The organism is Streptomyces sp. NPDC041970 (genome assembly GCF_055588985.1).
Genome location: NZ_JBVJCD010000044.1, coordinates 20,764 through 47,564, shown reverse-complemented (window position 1 = coordinate 47,564; position 26,801 = coordinate 20,764). Strand labels below are relative to the sequence as shown.

Here is a 26,801-nt window from a genome sequence, read left to right as displayed (position 1 = left end):
CACCCCCCCCCACCCCCCCCCCCCCCCCCCCCCCCCTCCCCCCCCCCCCCCCCCCCCCCCCCTCCCCCTGCTCCCCCCCCCCCCCCCCCCCCCCCCCCCCCCCACGCCGGGGGCGGGCCGGGAATGACACGGGGCGCGCGCGGGTTGGGGTGCTGCATGGCACCTGACCGCGAGCCCCGCGTACTGCGCTACACCGCCTTCTCCGACGACCCCGCCGGCGGCAATCCCGCGGGCGTCGTCCTGGACGCCTCGGGGTGGGACGAGCCGCACATGCGGACCGTCGCGGCGGAGCTGGGCTACAGCGAGTCGGCGTTCCTCACGGAGCGGACCGGCGAAGGGGCCTACACGATCCGCTACTTCAGCCCGAAGGCCGAGGTCCCCTTCTGCGGCCACGCCACGGTCGCCACCGCGCTCGCCCTGGCCGAACGGGACGGACCGGGCGGACTGGTGTTCACCACGGTCGCCGGCACGGTGCCGGTCGACGTCGTCCGCGAGCGCGGCGAACTGCGCGCCACGCTGACCAGCGTGACCCCGTACGTCGCGGAGGTCGACGCGGCGGACCTGGCGGAGGCGCTGGCCGCGCTGGACTGGGCGGCCGCCGACCTGGACCCGGCCCTGCCGCCCCGGATCGCGTACGCGGGGGCCCGCCACCTGGTGCTGGCCGCGGCGACGCGCGAGCGGCTGGCGGACCTGGACTACGCCTTCGCCCGGCTCGAAGCGCTCATGCACCGGCTCGACCTGACCACCCTGCAACTGGTCTGGCGCGAAGGGCCGGACGTCTTCCACGTACGCGACCCGTTCCCGGTGGGCGGGGTGGTCGAGGACCCGGCGACGGGCTCGGCGGCGGCCGCCTTCGGCGCGTACGCCCGCGAACAGGGCCTCGTACCGGAGGCGGCCGTGCTCACCCTGCACCAAGGGGCGGACATGGGCCGCCCCGGCGTCCTCACGGTCGAGCTGCGCGCGGGCGACCCGCGGGTGCGGGTGAGCGGAACGGGCGTCCGGATCGGCTGACGGCCGGGGGCGGGGGCGGTCGCCGCGCCGGGGGCGGCGGTGGCCGCGGCGGTACGAGGGGTGGCGGTGGGGCCGGTTCTGGCGGTGGTGCGGGCGGGGCGGCCGGTGCGGGTGGGGCGGCCGGTCGGCGTCGCGCTTGAGCGGTGGGGCGCGGCGCCCGGTCGGTGGGACGCGGCGCCCGGTCGATGGGGCACGGCGCCCGGTCGGTGGGGCGCCGGTCAGCCGGCGGGCCCCCCGGCCGAGGAGACGCGGGCGTACCAGTGCTCGGTCTCCTCCGGGTCGAGGACGCGCTCCAGCAGGACCTCGCCGCGCATTCCGGGGAGGACGCGGCCCGCGGGCCAGGACCGCCGGCAGGACGGCGCGTCCAGCACCAGCAGGCGTACGCCGTCGACGCGGGGGATGTCGGCCGGGACGCCCTCGTTCCGGATCGGGCTGCCGTCCGGGGCCGTCAGGTCGAAGGAGCCCACGGTGTCCACCTGGCCCGGAGTCTCCCGGCACACGGCCGCCTCCTGGGGCGAGGGGGCGCGGCCCTCGACGTGGCCGCCGCCGACGAGGGTGTCGGCGAGCAGGGTGTGCAGTTGGAAGGTGTCCCCGATGCCGGAGATGCGGAGCAGGTAGCCGGTGCCGGTCGCCCGGTGGAGGGCCACGAGCGGTTCGTCGTCCAGCACCCGCAGGGCGTGGGACAGGTCCGCGAACTCCGCGCCCGACGCCTCCTCCACCACGCGCAACCGCCGCAGCAGCGCGTCGCGGTCGCCGGTCCCCCGGCGCACCTCGGGGTCGTTCAGCACCGCGACGGCGGCCATCTCCCACTGCCGCAGCGTCCACCAGCCGACGGCCGCCTCGAAACCGGCCCGCTTCACCACGTCCTCGTCGGGCTCGTCGCCGCTCGGGACGGGCAGGGGGCCGCCCCCGGTCCCGGCCCACGCCTCGGTGAACGCCACGGCCTGCTCCAGCGCCGCCCGGAGTCCGGCCAGCACCCCCGGCGCACAGCGCCCGGCGTCCGCGCCGCGCTCGACGCAGGCCCCGACGAGGGCGGCGACGACGGCCCGCGGCATGGGCGGCGTCTGCTCCAGGACGGCGGCGAGCCGCACCCCGCCGGCCAGCAGCTCCGCCTCCTTGGCCTGCCCGAAGGTGTCCTGCAACCGGGCGAACGCCCTACCGGACCGCTTGGCGTCCCGCGCGACCACGGCGGCCTCGAAGTCCGCGACCGCGCCTCCGAACCCGGCTCTACCGAATATCATTCCCGCACTTTATCGACGCGCCGCGCTCCACCGTGAACGCGGTCTCCCGACGACGCCCACCCCGCCGCGGCGCTGCCCCGGCCACCTCCCCTCGCCGCTCCCGCCCGCCTCACCGGACGAACACCCCGGCGCGGGCGGCGGCGACGGCCGCGGCGGCGGCGCGGTCGGCGGCGGCCTCGTCCAACGGGGCGCCACTGGCCAGCAGCCGGTAGTACAGGGGTGCGGAGACGGCCATGACCGTCTCCGCCGGGTCGGTCCCGGCGGGCAGCTCGCCGCGTTCGACGGCCGCTGTGACGCACCCCGCCCACGCGTCGACGCGCACCGCGTAGAAGCGGTGCAGGGCCTCGGCGGTCCGGGGGTCGCAGGTGGCCGCCGCGATGACGGCCGCGAAGAGGGCTCCCTGGCGCGGATCGGTCAGGGTGCGGACCACGAGGCGGGCGTTGGCCCGGAGGTCCTCCGCCAGTGAGCCGGTGTCCGTCCGGGGCAGCGACTGCTCGGCCATGTCCGCCAGCAGGTCGGCCACCAGTCCGGCGGGGGTGGACCAGCGGCGGTAGACGGTCGTCTTGCCGACCTCGGCCCGGCGCGCGACGTCGGCCAGGTCAAGTCGATCGAACCCCTGTTCGGCCAGTACGTCACCGGCCGCGCGCAGCACCGCCTCCCGCACGCGCGCGGTACGGCCGCCGGGGCGCACGGTCCCCGGCTCCGTACCGCCAACACCCCCGCCGTCGACGCGCTCTGCACCCTCAGCACCCATAACGGGACTCCTGTTCCATTAATGACGCCCAAGCTGTTACGGTGCTCCCACCTTAATGGAACCACAGGACCATTAACGTCTCGGCATCCCGCCCAGGAAGGCATCCTCCGCCATGTCCGCACCGTGCACCGCCCCTGATCCCGCGCCTCCCGTCCCCTACGCCCCCGAAGCCCCGGCGGACGCCGAGGCCCCCGGTCCCCGCATGACCGGTCGGCAGAAACTCGTGCTCACCCTGCTGCTCGGCTCGCAGTTCATGATCGCGGTGGACTTCTCGATCCTGAACGTGGCGCTGCCCGTCGTCGGGGAAGGACTCGGCTTCCCCCTCGCCCACCTCCAGTGGATCGCCACGTCCTTCGCGCTCGCCGCCGCCGGATTCACGCTGCTCTTCGGGCGCGTGGCGGACCTCGTCGGCCGCAAGAACGTGTTCCTCGGCGGAATGGCCGTCCTCGGCCTCTCCTCCGCGCTCGGCGGGCTCGCCACCACCCCCGAGGTCCTGCTGACCGCGAGGGTGCTGCAAGGTCTGGCCACCGCGGCCGTCACCCCGGCCGGCCTCGCCCTGCTGACCACCGCGTTCCGGGAGGGGCCGCTGCGCGACCGCGCGCTGGGACTCAACGGGGCCCTCATGTCGGCCGGGTTCACCGCCGGGGCGATCCTCGGCGGGCTGCTGACGGACCTGCTCTCGTGGCGCTGGGCCTTCTTCGTCAACGTACCGGTCGCCGCGCTCGTCGTGCTCCTGGCGCCGTCCGCCATCAGCGACTCCCGCCCCGAACGGCGGCCGAAACTCGACGTGCCCGGCGCCGTCACCGTCACGGGCGGGCTGCTCCTCCTCGTCCTCGGGCTCACCCGAGCCGGGGAGACCGGCTGGACCGCCCCCTCCGCCCTCGCCCCCCTGCTCGCCGGGGCCCTCCTCCTGGCGGCGTTCGTCCGCATCGAACGGCGGGCCGCCGCGCCCCTCGTCCCGATGCACGTCCTGAAGCGCCGCAGCGTCGTGTGGGGGAACGCCGCCGGGCTGATCGCCTTCGTGACGGAGACCTCACTGGTCTTCCTGCTCACCCTCTACCTCCAGGAAGTCCTCGGCTACACCGCGCTCGCCACCGGCCTCGCCTTCGGCGTCCTCGGCGCCGGGACCGTCCTCGGGGGCGTCCTCGGCGGCCGGGCGACGGGCCGGTTCGGCAGCCGGCGCACCATCGTGCTGGGCGGCGTCGTCCAGGCCCTGGCCACGCTCTCCCTGGTGGCGCTGGGCGGCTCCGGGGCCTGGATCTGGCTGCTGCTGGCGGCCACCTTCGTCGGGGGCGTCGGCAATATGCTGATGATCGTCGGCTTCATGGTCACGGCCACCTCGGGGCTGCCGGACGAGGAGCAGGGGCGGGCCACCGGGCTCGCGACGATGACCCAGCAGGTCGGCATCGCCCTCGGCATCCCGGTGATGAGCGCGGTCGTCACCGCCCGGATGGGGGCCGCGACCGGACCGGAGGCGGTTCTGTCCGGGGTCACCACCGCCATCCTGGTGAACTCCGCCCTGGTCCTCGCGGGCGCGCTGGTCGCGGGCCGCTTCCTGGGCGCGGGAGAGCGGACGCCGAGCACGAGGTGAGCGGAGCCGCGGGCGGGGGACGGGGCGCGCGACAGCGGTGAGGCGGGTCCGGCACCGGCGGGCAGGCGGGAGTACGACCGCGGATGAGGCGGTCCGGCGCCGGCGAGGAGACGGGCGTACGACCGCGACGGGCCGGCCCGGATCCGACCGGGGCGGGCGGCCGGAACCGGCCAGGGCGACCGGCGGCGGCACACAACCGCGTACGCGCCGCTGAACACCGAGCGACCCGCGCGTGACCGGACGGCGACGGCGATCTGAACAGCGAGGCGTTACGATCGCGGGCACCGTATCGCACGGTGCCGCACCGCGCGGCGGAGCAACCGGATCGCGCCGAAAAGCGTCACGGAGCACTGCACCGCGCGGCCGTCGCCGCCGAACCAGGAGTACCGATCTTGTCGTCCGCCCCACGCATCGGCGTATCCATCGTGACCATGGGGGACCGCCCCCAGGCGGTCGAAGCGCTGCTCGCGTCGGTCGCCTCGCAGGACGTCCGGCCCACCCGGCTCGTGGTCATCGGCAACGGCACGGCCCTCCCGGACTACACCGCCTTCCCCGGCCTGGACGACCTCGACGGCGGGGTGACCCTCATCGAGCTGCCCGAGAACCTCGGCTGCCCCGGCGGACGGAACGCCGGACTGCGCGAGCTCGCGGAGATCGGCGACGTGGACGTGGTGATCGAGCTGGACGACGACGGGCTCCTGGTCGACAAGGACGTCTTCCGCCGGGTCCGGGAGCACTTCGCCGCCGACGACCGGCTGGGCATCCTCGGCTTCCGGATCGCCGACGAGCACGGCGAGACGCAGCGCCGCCACGTGCCCCGGCTGCGGGCGGGCGACCCGATGCGCGGCGGCCCGGTCACCGCGTTCCTCGGCGGCGGCCACGCGTTCTCCATGGAGATGCTGGCGGAGACCGGCCTGTGGCCCGCGCAGTTCTTCTTCACCCACGAGGAGACGGACCTCGCCTGGCGGGCGCTGGACGCCGGCTGGAAGGTGCTGTACGAACCGGAGCTGCTGCTCCAGCACCCGAAGACGTCCCCGGCCCGCCACGCGGTGTACTACCGGATGACCGCCCGCAACCGCGTCTGGCTGGCCCGCCGCAACCTCCCCCTCCCTCTGGTCCCCGCCTACCTCGGCACCTGGACCCTGCTCACCCTCGCCCGCACCCGCTCCGCGAAGGGCCTGCGCGCCTGGGCGGCCGGCTTCGCCGAGGGCGTCCGCACCCCCTGCGGCGAACGCAGCCCGATGCGCTGGTCCACGGTGTGGCGCATGACGAGGCTGGGCCGCCCGCCGGTCATCTGACCCGACCACCGTCCGGCGGCGCCCACTGATGCGCCTCCGGCCCGCGAGTGGAGCAGCAGGCCCCCGCGCGACACGGAGTCCTGGGTCGGCGCACGAAAAAGAGCCCATGACCAGCGCTTTCGCTGATCAGAGGCCCTGAGCGGCAGACGAGTCGGGCTGTACGCCGGGTTCTGTCGCCCGGTCGCCTCGCGGCGGCCGGGGAGACGGCCATCCATCTAGGACCGGCATTGCTGCCGGCCTCCTGCGGTCTACCCGCGAACTCGGGCGGGCAGCCCTCGAACGTTCGCGCAGGGCCGTCCTGGGACGGCCCCTCTTGACCTTGCTCCGGGTGGGGTTTACCTAGCCGCCTGAGTCACCTCAGGCGCTGGTGGTCTCTTACACCACCGTTTCACCCTTACCCGAGACCGAGGTCTCGGGCGGTCTGTTTTCTGTGGCACTGTCCCGCGGGTCACCCCGGGTGGCCGTTAGCCACCACCCTGCCCTGTGGAGCCCGGACGTTCCTCGGGAGGGTCCCGAAGGATCCTCACGCGGCCGTCCGCCCGGCTCGTCTGCCGTGCCGCCCATCCTACCGGGCCGCCCGCCCGGCGGTCCCCCGGCCGGTGGGCGCCCTCGCCGTACCCTTGCCGGGGACCTCGTGCGCAGACCGGGGTCGCCGTCGCCCGTGTCGTGCGTACGAAGGAGAAGCCCCGTGCTCGTGCTGTTGCCGCCCTCCGAGGGGAAGGCCGCCTCGGGGCGCGGGGCGCCCCTGAAGCCGGAGGCGCTGTCGTTGCCGGGTCTCGCTCCGGCCCGCGCGGCGGTGCTGGAGGAGCTGGAGGAGCTCTGCCGGGGCGACGAGGAGAAGGCCCGCGAGGTGCTCGGCCTGAGCGTGGGGCTGCGGGGCGAGGTCGCCAAGAACGCCGGGCTGCGCACCGCCGGGGCCCGCCCGGCCGGGGAGCTGTACACCGGCGTGCTGTACGACGCGCTGGACCTGGCCTCGCTGGACGCGGCCGCGCGGCGGCGGGCGAGCGCGTCGCTGCTCGTCTTCTCCGGGCTGTGGGGCGCGGTCCGGATCGGTGACCGGATTCCCCCGTACCGCTGCTCGATGGGGGTGAGGCTGCCCGGCCTCGGTGCGCTCGGCGCGTACTGGCGCGCACCGATGGAGACCGTGCTGCCCGAGGCCGCCGGGAGCGGGCTCGTCCTGGACCTGCGGTCCTCCGCGTACGCCGCCGCCTGGAAGCCGAAGGGCGAGGTGGCCGCGCGGACGGCGAGCGTGCGGGTGCTCCACGCGCAGTGGGTGGACGGGGTGGAGAAGCGGTCCGTGGTGAGCCACTTCAACAAGGCGACCAAGGGCCGGATGGTGCGCGACCTGCTGCTGGCGGGGGCCCGGCCGAAGGACCCGGCGCGGTTGGCGGAGGCGTTGCGGGACCTCGGGTACGTGGTCGAGGCCGAGGCCCCCGCACGGGCCGGGCGGCCCTGGACGCTCGACGTGGTGGTGACGGAGATCCACTGACCCGACCCTCGATCCATTGCACCCTGCGCAACGGTCGTTGCAGATACCGCTGGGCGCGCGGCAGGATGGGCCCATGACCTCCTCCTCGTCGCCCTCCGCCCCGTCCGACGCCTCCGTGCTGGACCTCGCCCCCGTCATCCCCGTCGTCGTGCTGCATGACGCGGCCGACGCGGTGCCGCTGGCGCGGGCGCTGGTGGCGGGCGGCCTCCCGGCGATCGAGGTGACGCTGCGGACGCCCGCCGCGCGGGAGGCGATCCGGGCCATCGCCGCCGAGGCGCCGGGCGCGGTGGTCGGCGCGGGCACGGTGATCACGCCCGAGCACGTGCGCGACACGGTCGCCGCCGGCGCCCGCTTCCTGGTCAGTCCGGGGTGGACGGACGCGCTGCTCGACGCGATGAAGGCGTCCGGGGTGCCGTTCCTGCCGGGGGTCTCGACGACCTCCGAGGTGGTGGCCCTGCTGGAGCGCGGGGTGCGCGAGATGAAGTTCTTCCCGGCCGAGGCGGCGGGCGGCACGGCCTACCTCAAGGCCCTGTCCGCGCCGCTCCCCCAGGCCCGCTTCTGCCCGACCGGCGGCATCTCGCTCGCCTCCGCCCCGTCCTACCTCGCCCTGCCCAACGTCGGTTGTGTGGGCGGAAGTTGGATGGTTCCGGGCGACGCGATCGCGGCCAAGGACTGGGACCGGGTGGCCCGCCTGGCCGCCGAGGCGGCGGCGCTCGCCGCGTAGGGCGCGGAGCCTCCCCGTACGCTCCCGTTCCGGGGCCGCGGTCCGGGGCGGGTCTCGGCCCGTGCGCGCGCACGGGCCGGCCCCCCCGCGCCCCCGTACGTCCCGCGCCCGCGGTCCGGGGCGGGACCCGGCGGTCGTACGCCCGGCTGCCGCGTCACGGGGTGAGGCGGTCCACCGGCGCGCAGGACGTCAACCCGCGGGCCCGTCCTCCCGGTCGAGGGCGGCACGCCCGCGGGTTCACGGCAGGCGGCCCCGCGGGGTGCGCCCGCGGTCGGCGCGCGCCCCACCGCGGCGGTCAGAGGTGCTTGCCGAAGAAGTCGACCAGCTTGGCGACGGCCGGGGCCACGGCCTCGTCCCGGTCGTACAGGTCCACGTGCGTGGCGCCCTCGACGAGGAAGAGCTCGGCGGTGTCACCGGCCTTCTCCACCGCCCCCCGGCTGAAGGGCAGCGTCTCGGCCTCGGAGCCGGCGATCATCAGGAGCGGGCGCGGGGCGATCTTGTGGACCTCGGCGTAGGAGTCGAACTGGTCCAGCAGGTCGGCGCTGCGCAGCGCGTACGCCCCGATGGAGCGCGGGTGCCGGGCGCGGGGCGTCTTGTAGTAGTCGTGGAACTCGCGTACGGGCGCCGGGGTGCTGCCGTCGACCGTGTCGGGCAGCACGGGGACCAGGCGGACCGGCTGCCCGGCGGCCTCCTCGGTGCGGGCCCGGCCGGCCTCCTCGACGAGCTTCCGGAAGCCCTCGGGGTCGGCGCTCCGGAGGAAGGTCGGCACGTCGGCGGCGCTGACGGTGGCCACGGCCTTCATGCGGTGGTCGGTCTGCGCGGCGTACGGGGCATAGCCGCCGGAGCCGCAGATGCCGAGCACGCCGATGCGCTCCGGGTCGACGTCCGCGCGGGTCGTCAGGTACGTGACGGCGTTGCGGAAGTCCTCGGCACGCTGGAACGGGTCCTCCAGCGCACGCGGCAGGCCCTCGCTCTCGCCCTGGTGGGCGGCGTCGAAGGCGAGCACCAGATAACCCGCCTCCGCCAGGCCCGGCGCGTACGAGGCGGGGGCCTGCTCCTTCACCCCGGTCGTCGGGTGGCCGATCACGACGGCCGGGAGGCGCTCGCCCCCGGCGCGGCCGTCGGGGGCGTAGAGGTGTCCGGCCAGGTTCATGCCGCTGCTGGGAAAGGTGACGTCCGTCTTCATTTCCTTCGCCTTTTTCTCTACAAGGGAATGTTCCATGAGGGTGCGCCGGGGACCGGAAAGAGGACGGGAAATCCTCCTCAATGCGGTCCGCTCTCCCGGAGGCGGAATCCGGGTCCCATCGGCGACCCCATGCACCGTCGCATGGGGTTTGCACCCTCCACAATGGGCCGGGCACGTCCCCGGACAAGGCGGTCCGGGGACAGGATTGGCCCCCTCTCCCCGGTGGCGCCCGCTGGCACACTGGTCTTCATGAGCAGCGATGCGAACGCGTTGGGGGAATTCCTGAAGGCCCGCCGCGCCGAGGTCTCCCCCCGGGCCGCCGGGCTTCCGGAGACCGGGGCGGCCCGCCGGGTCGAGGGGCTGCGCCGCGAGGAGGTGGCGCTGCTCGTCTCGATCAGCACCGACTACTACACCCGGCTGGAGCAGGGCCGCAGGCAGGCGTCCGCGCCGGTCCTGACCGCGCTCGCCCGCGTGCTCGACCTGAACGAGGAGGAGCGCGCGTACCTCTTCGAGCTGGCCGGGAAGGACGCTCCGAGAACCCGCCGGCAGAGCGCCCAGAAAGTACACCCCCAGTTGCGGCGGCTGCTCGACGAACTGCCCGTCAGCCCGGCCCTCGTACTCGGCCGCCGTATGGACGTGCTCGCCTGGAATCCGATGGCCGCCGCACTGCTCACCGATTTCTCGGCGCTTCCGCGAAAACAGCGGAATTACGCGTGGCTGGTCTTCTCCGACCCGGTCATGAGGGAGATCCACGCGGACTGGGAGGGCACCGCCCGCGCGTGCGTGGCGATGCTCCGCATGGAAGCGGGACGCGATGCGGACGATCCCCGCATGGCGGCGCTCGTCGGCGAACTCTCGATAAAGGACGCGGATTTCCGCCGCTGGTGGGGCGAACACCACGTCGCCGCCCGGACGCGGGGCGCCAAGGTCCTGCGCCACCCGGTCACCGGCGACCTGGCGCTCGACTGGGACTCCCTCGCCTGCGCCCACGACCCGGACCAGCATCTGGTCGTCTGGACCGCCGAGCCCGGCACCCCGTCCCACGACGGCCTGCGCATCCTGGCCTCCTGGGCGACGACGGGCGCCGCGCCCGCACCGCCCGGCGGCAGCCCCCGTACGGGCCCCGCGGCCTCCCGCCGGTCCCCCTGAGCCGCGGCGCGGCCCCGCCCCCGGCACGGCGGGCGGGGCCCGGTCCTCACCCGCGCAGGTGCGAGGTGCCGTTGAGCAGGCGTACGGAGGCGTTGCCGTCCCCGTAGTACGCGACCTCCGAGATCGAGGCCGCCGACAGCTCCATGCGGAACAGCGACCGCGCCGGGGCCTCCAGGGCGAGCCGGACGAGCGTCTTGATCGGGGTCACGTGGGTGACCAGCAGCACGGTGCGGCCGGCGCAGCGGGCGACGATCCGGTCCCGTGCCGCGGCGACCCGGTCGGCGACCTCGGTGAAGCTCTCGCCGCCGCCGGTCGGGGCGGTGTCCGGGTCGGCCAGCCAGGCGGTGAGGTCGTCGGCGTACCGCTCCCGCACCTCCCCGAAGGTCAGGCCCTCCCACGCGCCGAAGTCCGTCTCGCGCAGGCCCGGTTCGGTGCGGACGTCCAGGCCCAGGCGGGCGGCGACGGCGTCGGCGGTCTCGCGGCAGCGGCGCAGCGGGGAGCTGACGATCTCCTGGACAGCGCCCAGGGCGGCGAAGTGCTCGGCGGCCCGCTCGGCCTGGCGGCGGCCGGCGTCGGAGAGTGCGGGGTCGGCGCCGCCGCTCCCGGAGAACCGTTTCTGGGGGGTGAGGGCGGTCTCGCCGTGCCGGAGCAGGAGGAGGGTCGCGGGGGCCCCGAGGTCGGGGGCCGGACCCCAGCCGACCTGCGGCACGGTCGTGGGCTCGGGCACGGACGCCGACGCGCCGGCCGTGCGCGCGGAGACGTCGGCCGCGGGCTCGGCCGCCGACGACGCGGCTCGGGCCGCCGCCAGGGCGGCGCGGGCCTTCGCCGCGCCCGCGGCGGCGTCGCCGGGCGGGCCCTGGGCGGGCGGCCCGGCGGGCGCGGTGCGCGCCGGGGCGTCCAGGGCGGCCGTCGAGGCGGACGCCTCCCACCGCCTGCCGTCGCGGCCCGCGTCCATCGCCTCGTTGGCGAGCCGGTCCGCGTGCTTGTTCTGCGCGCGCGGGATCCACTCGTACGTGACGGAGGACGGCGGCAGGACCGCGGCGGCGCGGGCCGCCAGCGGCTTCATGTCGGGGTGCTTGATCTTCCAGCGCCCCGACATCTGCTCGACCACCAGCTTGGAGTCCATCCGGACGTGGACCCGCAGGTCCTCTCCCGCGTCCGGGTACAGCGCCTTCGCGGCGGTCAGACCGGCGATCAGGCCCCGGTACTCGGCGACGTTGTTCGTCGCCACGCCGATGTGCTCGGCGGCCTCGGCGAGGGTCTCGCCGGTGGCCGGGTCGATGACGACGGCGCCGTAGCCGGCGGGTCCGGGGTTGCCCCGTGAACCGCCGTCGGCCTCGACGACGAGTCGGCGGGGGGTGGGCATTACAGGCCCGACTCCGCCGTGCGCACCAGGATGCGGTGGCAGTTCTCGCACCGCAGGACGGTGTCGGGGGCGGCGGCCTTCACGTCGTTGACCTCGGTGATGTTCAGCTCCAGGCGGCAGCCCTCGCAGCGGCGCTGGTAGAGGCGGGCCGCGCCGACGCCGCCCTGCTGGGCGCGGAGCTTGTCGTACAGCTTCATCAGGTCGGCGGGGATGACCTCGGCGACGACCTGGCGGTCCTTGGCCACCGTGGCGGCCTCGGCGTCCAGCTCGGCGATGGCGGCGTCGCGGCGGGCGGTGGCGTCGTCGACCTTGGCCTGGACGGCGGAGACCCGCTCGGTCAGCTCCGCGACCCGCTCCTGGGCGGCCTCACGGCGCTCCATGATCTCCAGGACGACGTCCTCGAGGTCGGCCTGGCGCTTGGCGAGGGAGGTCAGTTCGCGCTGAAGGCTCTCCAGGTCCTTGGACGAGGAGACCGCACCGGAGTCCAGGCGCTGCTGGTCGCGGACGGCGCGCTGGCGCACCTGGTCGACGTCCTGCTCGGCCTTGGTCTGCTCGCGGGTGGTGTCGCTCTCCTCGGTGGTGGAGGCGACCAGCAGGTCGCGCAACTGGGCGAGGTCGCTGCTGAGCTGGTCGATCTCGGCGTGCTCGGGCAGCGCGTCGCGCTTGTGGGAGAGCTGGGCGAGGCGTACGTCGAGGGCCTGGACGTCGAGAAGTCGGATCTGGTCGGCGGGCGCGGCGTTCAGTTGGGGGCTCCAGAGGAATGGTGGGTGGTCCAGGGGTCGGTGACCCGCTTCGAGACATGGACCCGCAGGTCCCATCCGTGGCGGTCGGAAACTTCGTCGAGCTGCGCGGCGGCCTGCTCGCACCAGGGCTGCTCGGTGGCCCAGTGCGCGGCGTCGACCAGGCCGATCGGCGCCTGCTGCACGGCCTCGGACGCCGGGTGGTGGCGCAGGTCGGCGGTGAGGAAGGCGTCGACGCCCGCGGCGCGCACGGCGTCGAAGAGGCTGTCCCCGGAGCCGCCGCTGACGGCGACGGTGCGCACGAGCGCCTCCGGGTCCCCGGCCAGCCGGATGCCCTGCGCGGTGGCGGGGAGCCGGGCGGCGGCTCGGGCGGCGAAGGCGGCCAGGGTCTCGGGGTGGTCGAGTGCGCAGATCCGGCCGAGGCCGCGCCGCCCCGCGGGGTCGGTGGCGTCCGGGACGAGGGGGCCGGTGACGCGCAGGTCGAGCGCGCCGGCCAGGGCGTCGGAGACGCCCGGATCGGCGGTGTCGGCGTTGGTGTGCGCGACGTGGAGGGCGATGCCGTGCTGGATGAAGGTGTGCACGACCCGGCCCTTGAAGGTGTCGGCGGCGACCGTCGTCGTCCCGCGCAGATAGAGCGGGTGGTGGGTGACGATCAGCTGCGCGCCGAGGCGCCGGGCCTCGTCCGCGATCTCCTGGACGGGGTCGACGGCGAACAGCACCCGGTCGACCTCCGCGTCCGGATCGCCGCAGACCGTCCCCACCGCGTCCCATCCCTCGGCTCGCTCGGGGGGCCACAGGGCGTCGAGGGCGGCGATGACTTCAGACAGACGGGGCACGGGGGAAAGGCTACCTGTCCGGCGTGGCCCGCCGCCCCTGGCCGCCGGGCCCCGCACCGGGGCCCGGCGGCCGGACGCGCTCGCGACGCCGCCGGGCCGGTTCGGTGCGCGACCGGCCCGATCCGCTCCGTGACGGGGGCGGGCCCGGCCAGGTGACGACGCGGCGCTCCCGCCCCGGCGGGCGGGGCCGGTCCGTCGCCGGATGCGGGCCTCCGCCGGGCGCGGATCAGCTGCGGGTTCGGGCCGTCACTTCACCAGGGCCGCGCGCAGGTCGTCCAGGACGAGGCCGGCCGAGGTGACGCCGAGGCCCAGGTACCAGGTCTCGTCGGAGACGTCCTTGGCCCGGCCCTCCTTGACGGCCTTCAGGTTCTTCCACAGCGGGTTGGACCGGGCGGTGTCGCGCTGGGTGGCCTTCGGGTCGCCGTAGACGCCGGTGAAGATCCAGTCGGCGTCGGCCTCGTCGATCCTCTCCGGGCTGATCTCGGCGGCGAGGTCGTCGATCTGCTGGTTCTTCGGCCGGGGCAGGCCGACGTCCTCCAGGATGGTGCCGATGAACGACGCCTTGGCGTACAGCCGGAGGCGGTCGGGCATGTAGCGGACCATGGACACCGTCGGCTTGTCCGCGCCGATGTCCTCGCCGAGCTTCCGCGCCTTCGTCCGGTAGGCGGCGAGCGCCGACTCGGCCCGGTCGGTGCGGTCCAGCGCCGCCGCGTTGAGGAGGTAGTTCTCCTTCCAGGTGAAGCCCGGACGGATGGAGAACACGGTCGGGGCGATCTCGGACAGCTCGTCGTACTTGTCCGCGGCCCGCAACTGGCTGCCGAGGATCAGGTCCGGCCGGAGGGCGGCGATCGCTTCGAGGTTGAGGCTGTTGATCGTGCCGACGCTCTTCGGCTCGCCCGCGTCCTTCTCCAGGTACGACGGGAGGGCCGCGTCGCCCTCGCTGGGCGCGTAGCCGACCGGCTTCAGGCCGAGCGAGACGACGTTGTCGAGCTCGCCGACGTCCAGCACCACGACGCGCTTGGGCGCGGCCTTGATCACGGTCCGGCCCATCGCGTGGGTGACCGTACGGGGGAACTCCCCGGCCTTCGCGTCGGTGCCGTACGCCGCCGTCTTCTCCGCCGCGTCCGAGAAGTCCTTCCCGCCCGCCGCGACCGCGGCCTTCTTGTCGCCGCGCGCGCCGGAGCCGGCCGCACCGCCGTCACCGCCCCCGCAGGCCGAGAGGGAGAGAGCGGCCGCCACGGCCAGGGCCACTGCGGCGGCGCCGCGGGATCGAAGGGACGTCACGTGTGCTCCAGTTGTCCACGCCATACGTGCCACGGGCACGCGCGTTCGGTAAGGGTGGCCTTACCTTAGACGTAACTGGGTACGGGAGCACACCCACCCCTCCACCTCCGGAGAATCCGGGCATCGCCACCCTTATGTGTGAAGGGGTACGGGTGGCGTTGTCCGGCTGGACGTACGAAAACTAGTTTTCGTAGCCGGAGGTGACCAACTCATGACTGCCTGTGCCATCGAGGGGCGGACCACCGGGGCCACCGGAGCGGCGGGCCCCGGACCGGTGGAGCCCGGCGGCCCCGAGGGGCGGGCCGGGGCGCACGCCCCCGCCGACGCCCCCGCGGAGGGACCGGAGAGGCCCGGACACCGGGAAGCCCGGCAGCCACCGGCCCCGGCCCCGGCCCCGGTCGCGGCCGCGCGCCCACCGGCCCCGGCCGAGCGGGCGCAAGCCCCCGCCGCCCGCACGGCTCCGCGGCGGCCGGCCACCGGCGTCGGCCCGGACGTGCCGCCCCCGGTCGGAAGGCCGCACGCCCCCGGCGCGGGCCGCGGCCGGCCTGCGGCGGGCGCGGCCCGCGGCCCCGAGACGTGGTCCATGACCCTGGGGCGGGGGGTGCCGGTCGCCGTGAGCGGCCCCCCGGCCCCGCCCGCGGGCCCGGCCTCCGCGCCGCCGCATCCCGCCGCGGGCGCCCCCGGCGCGGCCGCCGCGACCGAGGGGCACGCGGCCGGTGCGCCCCGGCCGGGCCCCCTGACCGGCGGTCTCACGCTCACCGCCGACGGGGCGTACGGGGCCCGGCTCGCCCCGGCGCCCGACCGGTCGGGCGGGACCGCCTGGTACCCGGAGCGCTGGACCCTGGACGGGCCCGAGCCCTACGCGGTGCCCCTCCCCCTCGACCGCCCCGAGGACCCCGCCTCCCAGGTGGTCCCGCTGGCCGACGGGCGGGTGTTGATCCGGCGCCGGGTCGCGGACCGGCAGACGTTCTCCCTGCTCTACCCCACCGGCCCCGGCACCGGCGAGCTTCCGCTGGGCTCGGTGGCGTGCGCCCGGATGACGCTGCTGCCGCCGTCGCCGGACGGGGGCAGCGTGTACGCCCTCGCGGCCGGCGAGCGCGTCTCCTCGCTGTGGCGGGTGGCGGGCGGCGCGCAGGGGCCGGAGCGGGTCGCCCTGGTCCCCGGCGACTGCTCGGGCGGCGTCTGGCTCGACCGGGCGGGCCGGATGCTGGCGCTGGACCGGCGGCCGCCGGGGGGCGGTCCGGTCAAGGCGGTCGCCGTGGACCTGGGGCGGCACGGCGAGGTGACGCCGCTGCTCCAGATCACCCCGGAGAGCGACGACCGGCTGGTGCTCGCCGACGCCGACAGCGGGCTGCTGCTGCTCCGCTCCGACGCGCCGGGCCAGGACCGGCTCGGCTGGGGCGTGTGGGGGAGCCGCCTGCCCGTCAGGTTTCCCGAGTGCCTGCACCCGGCGGCCGGGGCGGACACGGTGATCACGCCGTTCGCGGTGCAGCCCGGTCAGACGCTGACGCCGGAGAGCTGCGCGGTGGCGCTGCGGATCGACGGCCCGGCGGGCACGTGGGTGGGGCTCTGGCGGCCCGCCGGTCGCCGGCTGCACCCGTTCGCCGCCCCGGAGGGCTGGTCGCCGGGGGTGGGCCACTGGAGCCGGGAGGGCGTGCTGCGCCTCCCGTACGCCAACGGCTCGACGCCCTGCGGCGTGGCCCGGCTGGTCGCCCCGCCGGACCCGGACCCCGTCCCCGCGACCGGTCGGACGGGCGGCGAGGAGAACGGAACGGAACCGTCCGCGGCCGCCGCCCCTCCTGTGGGGTGTAAGCCCGTTCCGCTGGGGCAGGCGCCCCTCCGCGGAAACCAGCCACCTGGCTAAACTCTGGCCCCTGAACCGCGTGAACGTTCCGGGCGGACGCCGACGGCGACCGCGTCGGACCACGAGGGCGGGGCTTGCGACACACGTACGGGCGACACGAACGAGCGACCACAACGGGGTGACTTCCCACATGTCCGAAGCGCGAACCGACATAAGCCAGACGCGCCCGCAGGGGGCGGACGAGGGAGCAGGAAGCGGCGGCTCAGGACGGCACCGAGGGGGTGCGTCGATGGAGAACACCTCGGTGCAGCCGCACGGACGCCACCGCCGGCCGGTCGAGGAGGAGTCCAGGGCCGCCTGAGCCGCCGAGCGCGTGCACGACCGCGTCACCGCACGGCGGTGGCGCGTGAACGGAAGGGCCCGGCCGGGCGTACAGCCCCGGCCGGGCCCTTCCGCTCGCCGGACCCGCCGGGCGGGCCCCCTCCTATCCCCCGGCCGGAGCCTTCGCCGGGCGGCGGACGGGGCGGTGGTTGGGCAGCCAGAGCAGCATCACGAGCACCCCGGCCAGCAGCACCCCGCTCGCCGTGCGGAACGCCAGCGCGTACCCGGCGGTGATGTCGGCCGCCTCGGCGGACCCGGCGGTACGGGCGGCGGCGACGGTCGAGAGCGCCGCGAGGCCGAGCGCCCCGCCCATGGTGCGGGAGGTGTTGACCAGGCCGGAGACGAGTCCGGCGTCCCCGGCGGCCGCGCCCGAGGTGGCGAGGGCGGCCAGCGGGGTGGAGGCGAGGCCCGCCCCGGCCATCATCAGGACGCCGGGCAGGCAGATCGCGGTGAGGTAGGAGCCGTGCACGCCCATGGTGGACTGCCAGCCGAACCCCGCCGCGGTGATCAGCACCCCGGCGACGGCGAGGCTCTTGGCGCCGGTGCGCGCCATGAGGCGGGGGGCGAGTTTCGAGCCGATGATGACGGCGGCCGAGGTCGGCATCAGCGCCAGGCCGGCCTGGAGCGGCGTGTAGCCCAGGACGTTCTGGGCGTACACGGTCATGAAGTACCACATGGAGAACGTGGCCGACCCCATGAGCAGCATCGACACGTTGGCGGAGGACACCGCCCGCACGGTGAAGACCCGCAGGGGGATCAGCGGCACCGCCGTGCGCGCCTCCACCGCGACGAACACCGCCAGCAGCGCCGCCCCGGAGAGCAGCGGCACGAGCGTGGCGGCGGCCGTCCAGCCCGCGGCCTCGGTCTGGACGATGCCGTACGCGACGGTGGCCAGCCCCGCGGTGACGAGGACCGCGCCCAGCAGGTCGAGGCGGCGCCGGTCCCCCGCGCGGCCCTCGGTGATGCGCAGGGCGGCGGCGACCAGGACGAGCGCGCCGATGGGGACGTTGATCAGGAGGACCCAGCGCCAGGAGAGGGCGTCGGTGAGGATGCCGCCGATCAGCCCGCCGGCCGCGCCGCCGCCCGCGCCGACCGCCATCCAGGTGCCGATCGCCTTCGTCCGGGCGGGGCCCTCGGGCACGGCGGCGGTGAGGATGGTGAGGGTGGCGGGGGACAGCACGGCGGCCCCGAGGCCCTGGGCGGCGCGGGCGGCGAGGAGCTGCCACCCCTCCTGGGCGAGGCCGCCCGCGAGCGAGGCGGCGGTGAAGAGGCCGAGCCCGACGAGGAACATCCGCTTGCGCCCGTAGATGTCGGCGGCCCGCCCGCCCAGCAGCATGAACCCGGCGAAGGCGATCGAGTAGGCGTTGACGACCCACTGGAGCGCCGGGGCGCTCAGCCCCAGGTCGGCCCGCATGGAGGGCAGCGCCACGTTGACGACGGACACGTCGAGGACGACGAGGAACTGGCCGGTGCAGGCGGCGAGCACGACGGCCCAGGTGTCGGGGGGTATTCGGGGGGCGGTCGAACGGGCGGAGGCGGGCGCGGAGACGTCAGGCATGGAGGTCATGGTCGCACCCGCCCGGCGGGCCGTACATCGGGTTCTCCCGCCCCCGCCGACCGCCCCGCCGGGCGGGTGCGGCACGATGGGTCGCCGTCCCCGCCCGCCCCGCCGTCCCCCACCAGGAGGAACCCCGTGGTCACCGAACCCGCCGCCGGTCCCCGGCCGGAGATTCTCGCCGCGTTCGAGGCCGCCAAGGGCTTCATGCCCCTCCACGAGGGCCTGGCCCTGTACGCCGCCGCCGCCGAGGCCGGTGCGCTCGGGCTGCCCCTGCTGGAGGTGGGCACGTACTGCGGGCGCTCCACCCTCCTGCTGGCGGACGCGGCGCGGGCCGCCGGGGTGAGCGTGCTCACCGTGGACCACCACCGGGGCAGCGAGGAGCAGCAGCCGGGCTGGGAGTACCACGACCCGAGCGTGGTGGACCCGGAGGTCGGGCTGATGGACACCCTGCCGACGTTCCGCCGCACCCTGCACCGGGCGGGCCTGGAGGAGCACGTGGTCGCCCTCGTCGGGCGCTCCCCGCAGGTCGCGGCGGTCTGGGGCGGGCCGCTCGGCCTCGTCTTCGTCGACGGCGGCCACACCGACGAGCACGCCGCCGGCGACTACGAGGGCTGGGCCCCGCATGTCGCCGAGGGCGGGCTGCTGGTGATCCACGACGTGTTCCCCGACCCGGCCGACGGCGGGCAGGCCCCGTACCGGATCCATCTGCGGGCGCTGGCCTCGGGGGCGTTCACCGAGGTGTCGGCGACGGACTCGCTGCGCGTCCTGCGGCGCACCGGTCCGGGGATCTGAGCCTGCCGCCGAACGCGTGCCGGCACGCCTCCTCGTCCGCGTACGCCGACGAGGATCCAAGTCGCCCGGATAGCATCGCCGCGTGCCGAACGCCGACAGCCCTCGCCCCGCCCGCCGTGCCCGGCCGCCGCTCGCGGCCGCCGCCGCGTCGGCCCTCCTCTGCCTGACCGCCGCCGGATGCGGCGGACCGGAGGCGGACCGGGCCGGCGCCGCCTCGCCCCGGCCGGGCGCGGGCGGCGCGTCCTCCTCTGCCGGGTCGGCCACGACGCGCGCGCCGGAGCCCGAGCCGTCCGGGTCCGCGCCGGGCCCGGCCTCCCCGTCCGCCGGGGAGCCGCTGCCGACGGGGCCGTTGACCGGTCGGACGGTGGTGATCGATCCGGGGCACAATCCGCGCAACCGCGAGCACGTCCGGGAGATCAACGAACAGGTCGACATCGGGACCGGCCGCAAGGAGTGCGACACGACCGGCACGTCCACCGACGACGGCTACACGGAGGCCCGGTTCACCCTCGACGTGGCGCACCGGCTGCGCGCGCTGCTGGAGGCGGAGGGGGCGCGGGTCCGGTTGACGCACGACGCGGACCGGCCGTTCGGGCCCTGCGTCGACGAGCGGGCCCGGATCGGCAACGAGGCGCGGGCCGACGCGGTGGTGTCGGTGCACGCCGACGGGTCGGCCGTGGGCAACCGGGGTTTCCATGTGATCCTGCCCGCCGCCGTGAAGGGCGGCGCGGCCGACACCTCGGCGATCGTGGAGAGTTCGGCGGACCTCGGGGCGCGGATCGCGGGCCACTTCGTCCGGACGACCGGAAGCGCGCCGTCCAATTACGTCGGCGGGAATACCGGACTGGACACGCGCAATGACCTCGGTGGACTGAATCTGTCGACTGTGCCCAAAGTGTTCATCGAATGCGGCAACATGCGTGACCCGAAGGACGCCGCCCTGCTCACCAGCGCCAGTTGGCGGCAGAAGGCGGCCCAGGGCCTGTCCGACGGCGTCGCCAGTTACCTGAAGGGGTAGTTCCGCGATGGTGTCGGGGGGATACCCGTTCGGTGACCGGGCTGGGACACAACCCGCCGGGGCAGACGATAGATTCATCCGTACGATGGGGGGCCGCTCCCGAGCTTCGTGCCGTGCCCGCCGCACCGGCGGCAGCGACGACCGCCCCGACGAGACGACCGACTAAGGACCTTCACGTGAATATCCGCTCCCTCACTCGAGGCGACGGCGTGGTGATCGGAGCAGCGGTCGTGCTGTTCATCGCCTCTTTCCTCGACCTCTCCGGTTACGACTGCCCGCAGGGCGTCGACTGCTCCCGGTTCAGCTCGAACGCCTGGGACTCGCTGACGCTCCTGATGAGCATCTACCTCGCCGGCGTCATCGGCGCGGCGCTGGTGGTCGTCGGCCGCGCCGTGCCGGGCCGCAAGGTGGCCGGTCTCGACATCGGCCAGTTCGGCACCGCGCTGACCGTGTTCGCGCTGTGGACCGTGTTCTGGACGGTCATCGACACCAGCGACGCCGGCGCCGGTCTGATCCTGGGCCTGCTGGCCGCCATCGTGCTCGCCGCCGGCACGGTCGCCGGTCCGCTGGTCCCCGCCCTCAAGGCCCCCCTCCTCGGCGCGCCGCGTCCGGCGCAGGGCGTGCAGGCCCCCTACGGCGGGCAGCCGAGCCAGGGGTACGGCTACCCGTCCGCGCAGCAGCCCTACGGCGCCCAGCCCGGCCAGCCGCAGCCCTACGGCGCGCAGCCGGGTCAGGCCGACCCCTCGCAGCCGCAGGCCCAGCAGCCCTCGCAGGGCGGCGGCGCTCCGGCGGGCGACTTCACCCCGTTCTGGTTCGCCGTGCCGGTGGCGCGCCCGCTGTACGGCGAGGACGGTTCGCCGAACCCGATCGCCGAGCTGGCGCCGGGCACCTGGTATCTCGCGGTCGAGCAGCGCGGTCCGGGCCTCATCGCCCAGACGCAGGACGGCCGGCGCGGCGTCCTCCAGGACACCACGGGCATCCAGCGCGGCTGATCCCGTACGCGCGCACCGCGGCCCCTCGCCCTGTCCGGGCGGGGGGCCGTCGCCGTACGGCGCCGCTCGCCCGACCGCCGCCGTACGCGGTGCGGTCGGGCGCGCCGTACGCGTCGGGGCTCAGCCGAACGAGGACCGGTCCAGCCAGAAGTCCAGCAGCGCCGCGTCGCCCAGCACCTCCACCCGCTCGCTCGTGGGCTCCAGCCGGCGGTTGAAGACGAGCATCAGGTCGGTCAGCGGGCCGCGCAGCGCGACCGTCGCCCGCTCGTGCGCCGCCCGCCAGGTGAAGCGGTCCTCCTCGAAGGCGATCAGCCACTCCGCTCCGGGCACGTCGGTGGCGTGGAGGTGCAACGTACGCCCGCCGCCGCGCAGTTCGGCCGCCTCCGGGTCGCCGTGCTCCTGGGCGAAGGAGACGATGCGCAGCCACTCCTCGATGGTGTCCGCGGCCACGTCCGGGGCGACCGTGAAGGGGGCCTGCGCGGCGAGCGCGGCGTCCGCCCGGTGCACCACCGTCTCGTGCGTCATGCGCCGCGCCCAGAAGGCCGTGCGCCGCTCCCATCCCCAGGTCCACACCTCGGCGTCGGGCCCGGCCTCCCGGAGCGCGGCGACGGCGGCGGCCGTCCCCTCGGCGAGCCAGGCGTCCAGCGCCGCCGGGTCCTCGCCCTCGGGTCCCCCGAAGCCGGGCGCCTTCTCCGCCGGGACGTCCTCGGCGGCGCGGGTGCGGACGATCTCGCCGACCCAGCGGTGGGCGTTGCCGACGTGCACGGCCAGCTCCCGCAGGGTCCAGTCGGGGCAGGTGGGGACGGTCGCGGTGAGGTCGGCGCCGGACAGCACCGCGCGCAGGGCGTCGGTCTGGGCGAGGACCTCGTCGCAGTAGCGTTCGTGGGAGAGAAGCGTCATGCGGCGCACCCTAACCGGCGCGGCCCCCGCCGCTCAGCCGGATTTCCGCCGGTCGCCGCCACCCCGATCCCACGTGCCGTGCGGTCGGGCGGGTTTCACTCGGCGTCAGGCGGCAACCAGAGGTCCATGTCTCCCAGAACCGGCTCAGGAAGCAGTTCAGCGGCACGGATCGTCGCCGTCGTGGCCGACGTCATGGCCTTCGTCATCATCCTCTGGATCCTGATGTACCTGCTCGACGCCAACCGGGGCAACGACTTCGTGCAGTGGGTGCACGACGCCGCGCGCTGGCTGGCGGGGTGGTCCCACGACCTGTTCACGTTCGACGAGGCGTGGGCGCGGGTCGTGGCGGGCTACGGTCTGGCGGCCGTCGTCTACCTGTTCGTCGGGCACGCGGTGGCGGGCCGGCTCCGCCGCCCCTGAGCCGACCGGCGCCGCCGCCCCGGTGACCGGCGGCGCCGCCGGGGCGGGTTCAGCGGCAGCAGTCCGGCTCCAGGCCGACCGGCAGCCGTTCGCCGCTGAAGACGGCGGTGGTCGCCTCGTCCCCGCCGAGCGCGGCCACCGCCAGCAGCAGCGAGCCCGCCGTCCAGGTGGTCAACTCCTCGGGCCAGAAGGCGCGGTCGCCCTCGAAGACGTACCCCGTCCAGTACAACCCGCCCTCGGCGCGCAGGTGCTGGACGGACTGGAGGATCTCCAGCGCCCGGTCCGACTCCCCCGTCATCCACAGGGCCATCGCCAACTCGCAGCTCTCGCCGCCGGTCACCCAGGGGTTGGGCAGCACGCAGCGCACCCCGAGGCCGGGGACGACGAAGCGGTCCCAGCCCTCCTGGATGCGGGCGGTGGCCTGCGCGCCGGTGACCGCGCCGCCGAGGACCGGGTAGTACCAGTCCATCGAGTAGCGGGACTTGTCGAGGAAGCGCTCCGGGTGGGCGCGGATCGCGTGGGCCAGCGCCCCGGTCGCCAACTCCCAGTCGGGCTGCGGCTCCTCGCGGCGCTCGGCGATGGCCAGCGCGCAGCGCAGCGCCTGGTGGATCGAGGACGAGCCGGTCAGCAGCGCGTCGTTCACGGGCGTGCCGTCGGCCTCCCGCTTCCATCCGATCTGCCCGCCGGGCTGCTGGAGCCCGAGGACGAACTCGATCGCCGCGTAGACGGTCGGCCACATGCGGTCGACGAAGGCGTCGTCGCCGGTGGCCAGGTAGTGGTGCCAGACGCCGACGGCCACGTACGCGCAGAAGTTGCTCTCCCGGCCGCGGTCGGTCGGGCGCGCCGGGTCGCCGTCGTGGTAGGCGGCGTACCAGGAGCCGTCGCCGTTCTGGTTGCGGGCGAGCCACGCGTAGGCGCGCGCCGCGGCCTCGTGCTCGCCCGCGGCGTCCAGGGCCATCGCGGCCTCGGTGTGGTCCCACGGGTCGAGGTGGTGCCCCCGGAACCAGGGCAGCGCCCCGTCCTCGCGCTGCACGGCGGCGAGTGCGGCCACGGTCTCGGCGGCCTCGGCGGCGGTCAGGACTCCGGGCAGGACGAGGTGTTCGGTCTGTTCGGGTGTGCTCACGCCTCGGCCTTCGGAAGGTGCGGCTTGGTGGCGTAGGCGACGAAGCTCTTGCCGACGACCGGGTTGAGGAGCCGCTCGGCGATCCGGGTGGCCCTGGGCTTCTTCATGATGTCCCAGACCAGCAGCTTGTGGTAGGCCCGCACCGGCAGGGCCTGGTCGTTGTCGACGCCGAAGGCGCACTTCAGCCACCAGTACGGCGAGTGCAGCGCGTGGGCGTGGTGGGTGCCGTACGGCTTCAGCCCGGCCTCGCGGATGCGGGCGAGGAGCTGGTCGGCCTTGTAGATGCGGATGTGGCCGCCCTCGACCTCGTGGTAGGCGTCGGAGAGGGTCCAGCAGACCTTCTCGGGGCCGTAGCGCGGGACGGTGACGGCGATGCGGCCGCCCGGCCGCAGGACCCGGACCATCTCGGCGAGGACGCCCTTGTCGTCCGGGATGTGCTCCATGACCTCGGAGATGATCACGACGTCGAAGGAGTCGTCGGGGAACGGCAGGTTGAGGGCGTCGCCCTCCATGGCGGTGGCGGTCGCGCCCTCGGGCGCCTCCCCCGCCTCCTTCATCGCGGCGAACCAGGTGGCGACCTCGCGGATCTCCTCGGCGTTCCGGTCGAGGGCGACGACCCGTGCTCCGCGCCGGTAGCACTCGAAGGCGTGCCGTCCGGCGCCGCAGCCCAGGTCGAGCACGCGGTCGCCTGCGGCGAGCGGGAAGCGGGTGAAGTCGACGGTCAGCACGGGGGCCTGCCTTCGAGGTCGGAGGTACGGGTTCCGGTGAGCGGGGTCGCGGTCACCTGCGGGCGCCGCGGGCGGCGATCGCCTGACGGTACAGCTCGGCCGTTCCGGCGGCCGCTCTGGCCCAGGTGAACCGGTCCAGCACCCGCGCCCGGCCCGCCGCGCCGAGCCGGGCGCGCAGTTCGGGGTCGGCCAGCAGCCGGCCGAGGGCGCCGGCCAGCGCGTCCGCGTCGCCGGGCGGCACGGCGAGGCAGGTCTCCCCGTCGCGGCCGGAGACCTCGGGGATCGCGCCGCCGGTGGTGGCGACCAGCGGGGTGCCGGTGGCCATCGCCTCGGCGGCGGGCAGCGAGAACCCCTCGTAGAGGGAGGGCACGCAGGAGACCTGGGCGCTGCGCACGAGGTCGACCAGCTCGGCGTCGGTGATGCCCTTGACGAACTCGACGGCGTCGCCGAGCCCGTGCCGCTCGATGGCGCGCGCCACCGGCCCGTCCTCGGCGCGCCTGCCGACGACGACGAGGTGGGCGGCGGGGTTCTCGGTGCGGAGCTTGGCGAGCGCGTCGACGAGGTGGACCAGGCCCTTGAGCGGGACGTCGGCGCTGGAGGTGGTGACGATGCGGCCGGGCGTCTCGGCCACGGAGGGGTCGGGCGACCACAGGTCGGTGTCGGCGCCGATGTGGACGACGCTGATGCGGTCCGGCCGCACCCCGAGGTCCTCGACGATCTCGGCACGGGAGGAGCCGGAGACGGTGAGGACGGAGTCCAGTCGGCGGGCGACCCGCTTCTGCATCCGGGTGAAGGCGTACCACCGGCGTACGGAGGCCCGGCGGCGGCGGCCCGCGGCGGCCGCCAGGTCGAGCCTGCGGTCCACGGTGATCGGGTGGTGGATCGTCGTGACGAGCGGGGCCCCGAGGTCGCCGAGGAGCCCGTAGCCGAGGGTCTGGTTGTCGTGGACGACGTCGAACTCGCCGCGCCGGGCCCGCAGATGGCGGCGGGCGCGCAGGCTGAAGGTGAGCGGTTCGGGGAAGCCGCCGGTCCACATGGTGGCGACCTCGGCCAGGTCGATCCAGTCCCGGTACTCGCTCGGGCCGGGGGTCCGGAAGGGGTCGGGCTGCCGGTAGAGGTCGAGGCTGGGCAGCTCGGTGAGCGGGACGCCCTCGTCGAGCACCGGGTAGGGCTGCGCGCCGATCACCTCGACGCTGTGGCCCAGCCGGGCCAGCTCCCGCCCGAGGTGGCGGACGTAGACGCCCTGGCCGCCGCAGAACGGGTTGCCCTTGTACGTGAGGAGCGCGATGCGCAACGGCCGGTCGGCGGAACTGCCGTCGCCCGTGCGGGGGCCCGTCTCCACGGCCTCAGCGGTCACACTCGGCCCCCTTCTCCCTGCGTGTTCGCCGGAGCGTAACCGGTCGCGCTAATCTAGAACAAGTTTCAGACTTGATCGTCGGCGTGCATCGAATCTACCGGCAGGTAGCGTCGGCGGGACGGCCGGATCAGGTGATTCGCACCACGGCGGGCGTCCCTGCCATGCTGGGCGCACGCGCGGGCGCCCGCACGCCGGGAACCCCCGAAGGACGGGTGGCGGATGCCGGGGACGGGGGCCAGGACCATGGACGGTGACAGCGTGACCGCGGACGCCGCAGCGGCAGCAGCGCCTGCGCTGACCGAACGCCAGGAGGCCCGTCGCCGCCGCATCCTGCGCGCCGGCGCCCGGCTCGCCGGCCGGGGCGGGTTCGAGGCGGTGCAGATGCGCGAGGTGGCCGAGGCGGCCGAGGTCGCGCTCGGCACCCTCTACCGCTACTTCCCCTCCAAAGTCCACCTGCTGGTCGCCGTCGCGCAGGACCGGCTCCAGCACCTGCGGACCACCCTGCGCAAGCGCCCCCCGGCCGGGGAGGACGCCGCCCAGCGGGTCGCCGCGACCCTGACGCACGCCTTCCGCGCCCTCCAGCGCGAACCGCACCTCGCCGACGCCATGGTCCGCGCCCTCACCTTCGCCGACCGCGGGGTGAGCCGGGAGGTGGACGCCGCCTCCCGCCTCACCACGGCGATCATCCTGGACGCGACGGGGCTGGAACGGCCGACGCCGGAGCAGTCGGCGGCGGTCCGCGTCATCGCGCACACCTGGCACTCGGCGCTCATCGCCTGGCTGTCGGGCCGGGCCTCGACCGCGCAGGTCAGAGCCGACATCGAGACGGCCTGCCGCCTCATCGGCCCGCCGGCGGGACCGGGGCGGGACTGAACCCCGAGGCCGCCGCCGGCACCGTCCGGGGCGCGGCGGAGTCCGCCGCGCGCGGCTCGGGCGGGGCCCCCGCCCGACCATCCGGGGCGCGCGGTGCGGCCCGGTAGAGTGGGCAGGTCGTCATCATGCCCGTACAGGGGAGCGCCGCGCCCGACCGGAGCCGCGCCCCAGCCGTGAACCGTCCGT

24 protein-coding genes and 1 other RNA gene are annotated in these 26,801 nt (G+C 75.4%); 12 read left to right on the top strand and 13 right to left on the bottom strand.

Annotated features, from left to right (window positions below; genetic code table 11):
• Positions 1–156 precede the first annotated feature (156 nt).
• Positions 157–1,011 (top strand): PhzF family phenazine biosynthesis protein, encoded by an 855-nt coding sequence (locus tag ACZ6EJ_RS20730; protein WP_469268973.1) that lies wholly within the window; start codon positions 157–159, stop codon positions 1,009–1,011.
• 218 nt (positions 1,012–1,229) lie between these two features.
• Here the strand turns inward: ACZ6EJ_RS20730 and ACZ6EJ_RS20725 are convergent, their stop codons facing one another.
• Both ACZ6EJ_RS20725 and ACZ6EJ_RS20720 read right to left on the bottom strand, forming a co-directional pair.
• Entirely contained in the window at positions 1,230–2,252 is a 1,023-nt protein-coding gene (locus ACZ6EJ_RS20725; protein ID WP_469268972.1) for a hypothetical protein, read from the bottom strand.
• A 109-nt stretch (positions 2,253–2,361) separates the two neighbouring features.
• On the bottom strand, positions 2,362–3,006 hold the full coding sequence (locus tag ACZ6EJ_RS20720; protein WP_469268970.1) for a TetR/AcrR family transcriptional regulator: 645 nt from the start codon (positions 3,004–3,006) through the stop codon (positions 2,362–2,364).
• 112 nt (positions 3,007–3,118) lie between these two features.
• Here ACZ6EJ_RS20720 and ACZ6EJ_RS20715 point away from each other — a divergent pair, with 112 nt between their 5' ends.
• Together ACZ6EJ_RS20715 and ACZ6EJ_RS20710 are read left to right on the top strand one after the other, a co-directional pair.
• Positions 3,119–4,597: an MFS transporter gene (locus ACZ6EJ_RS20715; RefSeq protein ID WP_469268968.1), complete on the top strand. Its 1,479-nt coding sequence runs from the start codon at positions 3,119–3,121 to the stop codon at positions 4,595–4,597.
• Between the two features lie 431 nt (positions 4,598–5,028).
• A complete protein-coding gene (locus tag ACZ6EJ_RS20710; RefSeq protein ID WP_469268978.1) occupies positions 5,029–5,895 on the top strand; it encodes a glycosyltransferase family 2 protein in 867 nt (288 codons plus the stop codon).
• Positions 5,896–6,038: 143 nt separating this feature from the next.
• On the opposite strand, the gene rnpB is transcribed toward ACZ6EJ_RS20710, so the two are convergent.
• Positions 6,039–6,442: RNase P RNA component class A (gene rnpB / locus ACZ6EJ_RS20705), an RNA gene on the bottom strand.
• Between the two features lie 141 nt (positions 6,443–6,583).
• Between rnpB and yaaA the strand changes: the two genes are divergently transcribed.
• Positions 6,584–7,384 carry a peroxide stress protein YaaA gene (yaaA, locus tag ACZ6EJ_RS20700; RefSeq protein WP_469268967.1) on the top strand — a complete coding sequence of 267 codons (801 nt, stop codon included), beginning with the start codon at positions 6,584–6,586 and terminating at the stop codon, positions 7,382–7,384.
• A gap of 73 nt (positions 7,385–7,457) precedes the next feature.
• The gene (gene eda, locus ACZ6EJ_RS20695) at positions 7,458–8,108 is read left to right on the top strand and encodes a bifunctional 4-hydroxy-2-oxoglutarate aldolase/2-dehydro-3-deoxy-phosphogluconate aldolase (protein WP_469268965.1); all 651 of its coding nucleotides are present in this window, start codon (positions 7,458–7,460) and stop codon (positions 8,106–8,108) included.
• Positions 8,109–8,403: 295 nt separating this feature from the next.
• Here the strand turns inward: eda and ACZ6EJ_RS20690 are convergent, their stop codons facing one another.
• Positions 8,404–9,294: an alpha/beta hydrolase gene (locus ACZ6EJ_RS20690; protein ID WP_469268963.1), complete on the bottom strand. Its 891-nt coding sequence runs from the start codon at positions 9,292–9,294 to the stop codon at positions 8,404–8,406.
• A 249-nt stretch (positions 9,295–9,543) separates the two neighbouring features.
• Between ACZ6EJ_RS20690 and ACZ6EJ_RS20685 the strand changes: the two genes are divergently transcribed.
• Entirely contained in the window at positions 9,544–10,443 is a 900-nt protein-coding gene (locus tag ACZ6EJ_RS20685; protein ID WP_469268961.1) for a helix-turn-helix domain-containing protein, read from the top strand.
• Positions 10,444–10,489: 46 nt separating this feature from the next.
• Here ACZ6EJ_RS20685 and ACZ6EJ_RS20680 read toward each other — a convergent pair whose 3' ends face one another.
• The 4 genes from ACZ6EJ_RS20680 to ACZ6EJ_RS20665 form a co-directional block, all read right to left on the bottom strand.
• The gene (locus ACZ6EJ_RS20680) at positions 10,490–11,809 is read right to left on the bottom strand and encodes a bifunctional RNase H/acid phosphatase (RefSeq protein ID WP_469268959.1); all 1,320 of its coding nucleotides are present in this window, start codon (positions 11,807–11,809) and stop codon (positions 10,490–10,492) included.
• On the bottom strand, positions 11,809–12,552 hold the full coding sequence (locus ACZ6EJ_RS20675; protein ID WP_469268977.1) for a zinc ribbon domain-containing protein: 744 nt from the start codon (positions 12,550–12,552) through the stop codon (positions 11,809–11,811). The genes ACZ6EJ_RS20680 and ACZ6EJ_RS20675 overlap by 1 nt, the downstream gene beginning before the upstream one ends.
• On the bottom strand, positions 12,549–13,385 hold the full coding sequence (locus ACZ6EJ_RS20670) for a Nif3-like dinuclear metal center hexameric protein (protein ID WP_469268957.1): 837 nt from the start codon (positions 13,383–13,385) through the stop codon (positions 12,549–12,551). Before ACZ6EJ_RS20670 ends, ACZ6EJ_RS20675 begins: the two co-directional genes overlap by 4 nt.
• A gap of 246 nt (positions 13,386–13,631) precedes the next feature.
• Positions 13,632–14,669 carry an ABC transporter substrate-binding protein gene (locus ACZ6EJ_RS20665; RefSeq protein WP_469268955.1) on the bottom strand — a complete coding sequence of 346 codons (1,038 nt, stop codon included), beginning with the start codon at positions 14,667–14,669 and terminating at the stop codon, positions 13,632–13,634.
• 211 nt (positions 14,670–14,880) lie between these two features.
• Between ACZ6EJ_RS20665 and ACZ6EJ_RS20660 the strand changes: the two genes are divergently transcribed.
• Positions 14,881–16,533, top strand: a complete 1,653-nt coding sequence (locus ACZ6EJ_RS20660) for a hypothetical protein (protein WP_469268953.1) — start codon at positions 14,881–14,883, stop codon at positions 16,531–16,533.
• 424 nt (positions 16,534–16,957) lie between these two features.
• Here ACZ6EJ_RS20660 and ACZ6EJ_RS20655 read toward each other — a convergent pair whose 3' ends face one another.
• A complete protein-coding gene (locus ACZ6EJ_RS20655; protein ID WP_469268952.1) occupies positions 16,958–18,421 on the bottom strand; it encodes an MFS transporter in 1,464 nt (487 codons plus the stop codon).
• 195 nt (positions 18,422–18,616) lie between these two features.
• Here ACZ6EJ_RS20655 and ACZ6EJ_RS20650 point away from each other — a divergent pair, with 195 nt between their 5' ends.
• The 3 genes from ACZ6EJ_RS20650 (at position 18,617) to ACZ6EJ_RS20640 (ending at position 21,214) form a co-directional block, all read left to right on the top strand.
• Positions 18,617–19,204 carry a class I SAM-dependent methyltransferase gene (locus ACZ6EJ_RS20650; protein WP_469268975.1) on the top strand — a complete coding sequence of 196 codons (588 nt, stop codon included), beginning with the start codon at positions 18,617–18,619 and terminating at the stop codon, positions 19,202–19,204.
• Between the two features lie 82 nt (positions 19,205–19,286).
• Positions 19,287–20,222, top strand: a complete 936-nt coding sequence (locus ACZ6EJ_RS20645; RefSeq protein ID WP_469268950.1) for an N-acetylmuramoyl-L-alanine amidase — start codon at positions 19,287–19,289, stop codon at positions 20,220–20,222.
• Positions 20,223–20,398: 176 nt separating this feature from the next.
• Positions 20,399–21,214: a hypothetical protein gene (locus ACZ6EJ_RS20640; RefSeq protein ID WP_469268948.1), complete on the top strand. Its 816-nt coding sequence runs from the start codon at positions 20,399–20,401 to the stop codon at positions 21,212–21,214.
• A gap of 120 nt (positions 21,215–21,334) precedes the next feature.
• Here ACZ6EJ_RS20640 and ACZ6EJ_RS20635 read toward each other — a convergent pair whose 3' ends face one another.
• Entirely contained in the window at positions 21,335–22,114 is a 780-nt protein-coding gene (locus ACZ6EJ_RS20635; RefSeq protein WP_469268947.1) for a maleylpyruvate isomerase family mycothiol-dependent enzyme, read from the bottom strand.
• A gap of 126 nt (positions 22,115–22,240) precedes the next feature.
• On the opposite strand from ACZ6EJ_RS20635, the gene ACZ6EJ_RS20630 reads away from it, so the two are divergent.
• Entirely contained in the window at positions 22,241–22,534 is a 294-nt protein-coding gene (locus tag ACZ6EJ_RS20630; protein ID WP_469268946.1) for a hypothetical protein, read from the top strand.
• Positions 22,535–22,583: 49 nt separating this feature from the next.
• Here the strand turns inward: ACZ6EJ_RS20630 and ACZ6EJ_RS20625 are convergent, their stop codons facing one another.
• Genes ACZ6EJ_RS20625 through ACZ6EJ_RS20615 form a run of 3 tightly spaced genes read right to left on the bottom strand, consistent with a single transcriptional unit; the run spans position 22,584 to position 25,742 of the window.
• Positions 22,584–23,657, bottom strand: coding sequence for a prenyltransferase (locus ACZ6EJ_RS20625; protein ID WP_469268945.1), 1,074 nt, complete (start codon positions 23,655–23,657; stop codon positions 22,584–22,586).
• On the bottom strand, positions 23,654–24,385 hold the full coding sequence (locus tag ACZ6EJ_RS20620) for a class I SAM-dependent methyltransferase (protein ID WP_469268943.1): 732 nt from the start codon (positions 24,383–24,385) through the stop codon (positions 23,654–23,656). The genes ACZ6EJ_RS20625 and ACZ6EJ_RS20620 overlap by 4 nt, the downstream gene beginning before the upstream one ends.
• Positions 24,386–24,437: 52 nt before the next feature.
• On the bottom strand, positions 24,438–25,742 hold the full coding sequence (locus ACZ6EJ_RS20615) for a glycosyltransferase family 4 protein (RefSeq protein ID WP_469268941.1): 1,305 nt from the start codon (positions 25,740–25,742) through the stop codon (positions 24,438–24,440).
• 243 nt (positions 25,743–25,985) lie between these two features.
• Here ACZ6EJ_RS20615 and ACZ6EJ_RS20610 point away from each other — a divergent pair, with 243 nt between their 5' ends.
• Complete coding sequence (locus ACZ6EJ_RS20610) at positions 25,986–26,615, top strand: TetR family transcriptional regulator (protein ID WP_469268940.1); 630 nt, start codon at positions 25,986–25,988, stop codon at positions 26,613–26,615.
• Positions 26,616–26,801: the final 186 nt, after the last annotated feature.

Excerpts from the sequence above, each read along its gene's own strand:
- ACZ6EJ_RS20680 (WP_469268959.1), bottom strand. The coding sequence starts at position 11,809 with ATGCCCACCCCCCGCCGACTCGTCGTCGAGGCCGACGGCGGTTCACGG.
- ACZ6EJ_RS20725 (WP_469268972.1), bottom strand. The coding sequence starts at position 2,252 with ATGATATTCGGTAGAGCCGGGTTCGGAGGCGCGGTCGCGGACTTCGAG.
- eda (WP_469268965.1), top strand. The coding sequence starts at position 7,458 with ATGACCTCCTCCTCGTCGCCCTCCGCCCCGTCCGACGCCTCCGTGCTG.
- ACZ6EJ_RS20635 (WP_469268947.1), bottom strand. The coding sequence starts at position 22,114 with ATGACGCTTCTCTCCCACGAACGCTACTGCGACGAGGTCCTCGCCCAG.
- ACZ6EJ_RS20730 (WP_469268973.1), top strand. The coding sequence starts at position 157 with ATGGCACCTGACCGCGAGCCCCGCGTACTGCGCTACACCGCCTTCTCC.
- ACZ6EJ_RS20720 (WP_469268970.1), bottom strand. The coding sequence starts at position 3,006 with ATGGGTGCTGAGGGTGCAGAGCGCGTCGACGGCGGGGGTGTTGGCGGT.
- ACZ6EJ_RS20685 (WP_469268961.1), top strand. The coding sequence starts at position 9,544 with ATGAGCAGCGATGCGAACGCGTTGGGGGAATTCCTGAAGGCCCGCCGC.
- ACZ6EJ_RS20655 (WP_469268952.1), bottom strand. The coding sequence starts at position 18,421 with ATGACCTCCATGCCTGACGTCTCCGCGCCCGCCTCCGCCCGTTCGACC.
- ACZ6EJ_RS20610 (WP_469268940.1), top strand. The coding sequence starts at position 25,986 with ATGGACGGTGACAGCGTGACCGCGGACGCCGCAGCGGCAGCAGCGCCT.
- ACZ6EJ_RS20630 (WP_469268946.1), top strand. The coding sequence starts at position 22,241 with ATGTCTCCCAGAACCGGCTCAGGAAGCAGTTCAGCGGCACGGATCGTC.
- ACZ6EJ_RS20650 (WP_469268975.1), top strand. The coding sequence starts at position 18,617 with ATGCCCCTCCACGAGGGCCTGGCCCTGTACGCCGCCGCCGCCGAGGCC.
- ACZ6EJ_RS20715 (WP_469268968.1), top strand. The coding sequence starts at position 3,119 with ATGTCCGCACCGTGCACCGCCCCTGATCCCGCGCCTCCCGTCCCCTAC.
- ACZ6EJ_RS20710 (WP_469268978.1), top strand. The coding sequence starts at position 5,029 with ATGGGGGACCGCCCCCAGGCGGTCGAAGCGCTGCTCGCGTCGGTCGCC.
- ACZ6EJ_RS20660 (WP_469268953.1), top strand. The coding sequence starts at position 14,881 with ATGACTGCCTGTGCCATCGAGGGGCGGACCACCGGGGCCACCGGAGCG.
- ACZ6EJ_RS20690 (WP_469268963.1), bottom strand. The coding sequence starts at position 9,294 with ATGAAGACGGACGTCACCTTTCCCAGCAGCGGCATGAACCTGGCCGGA.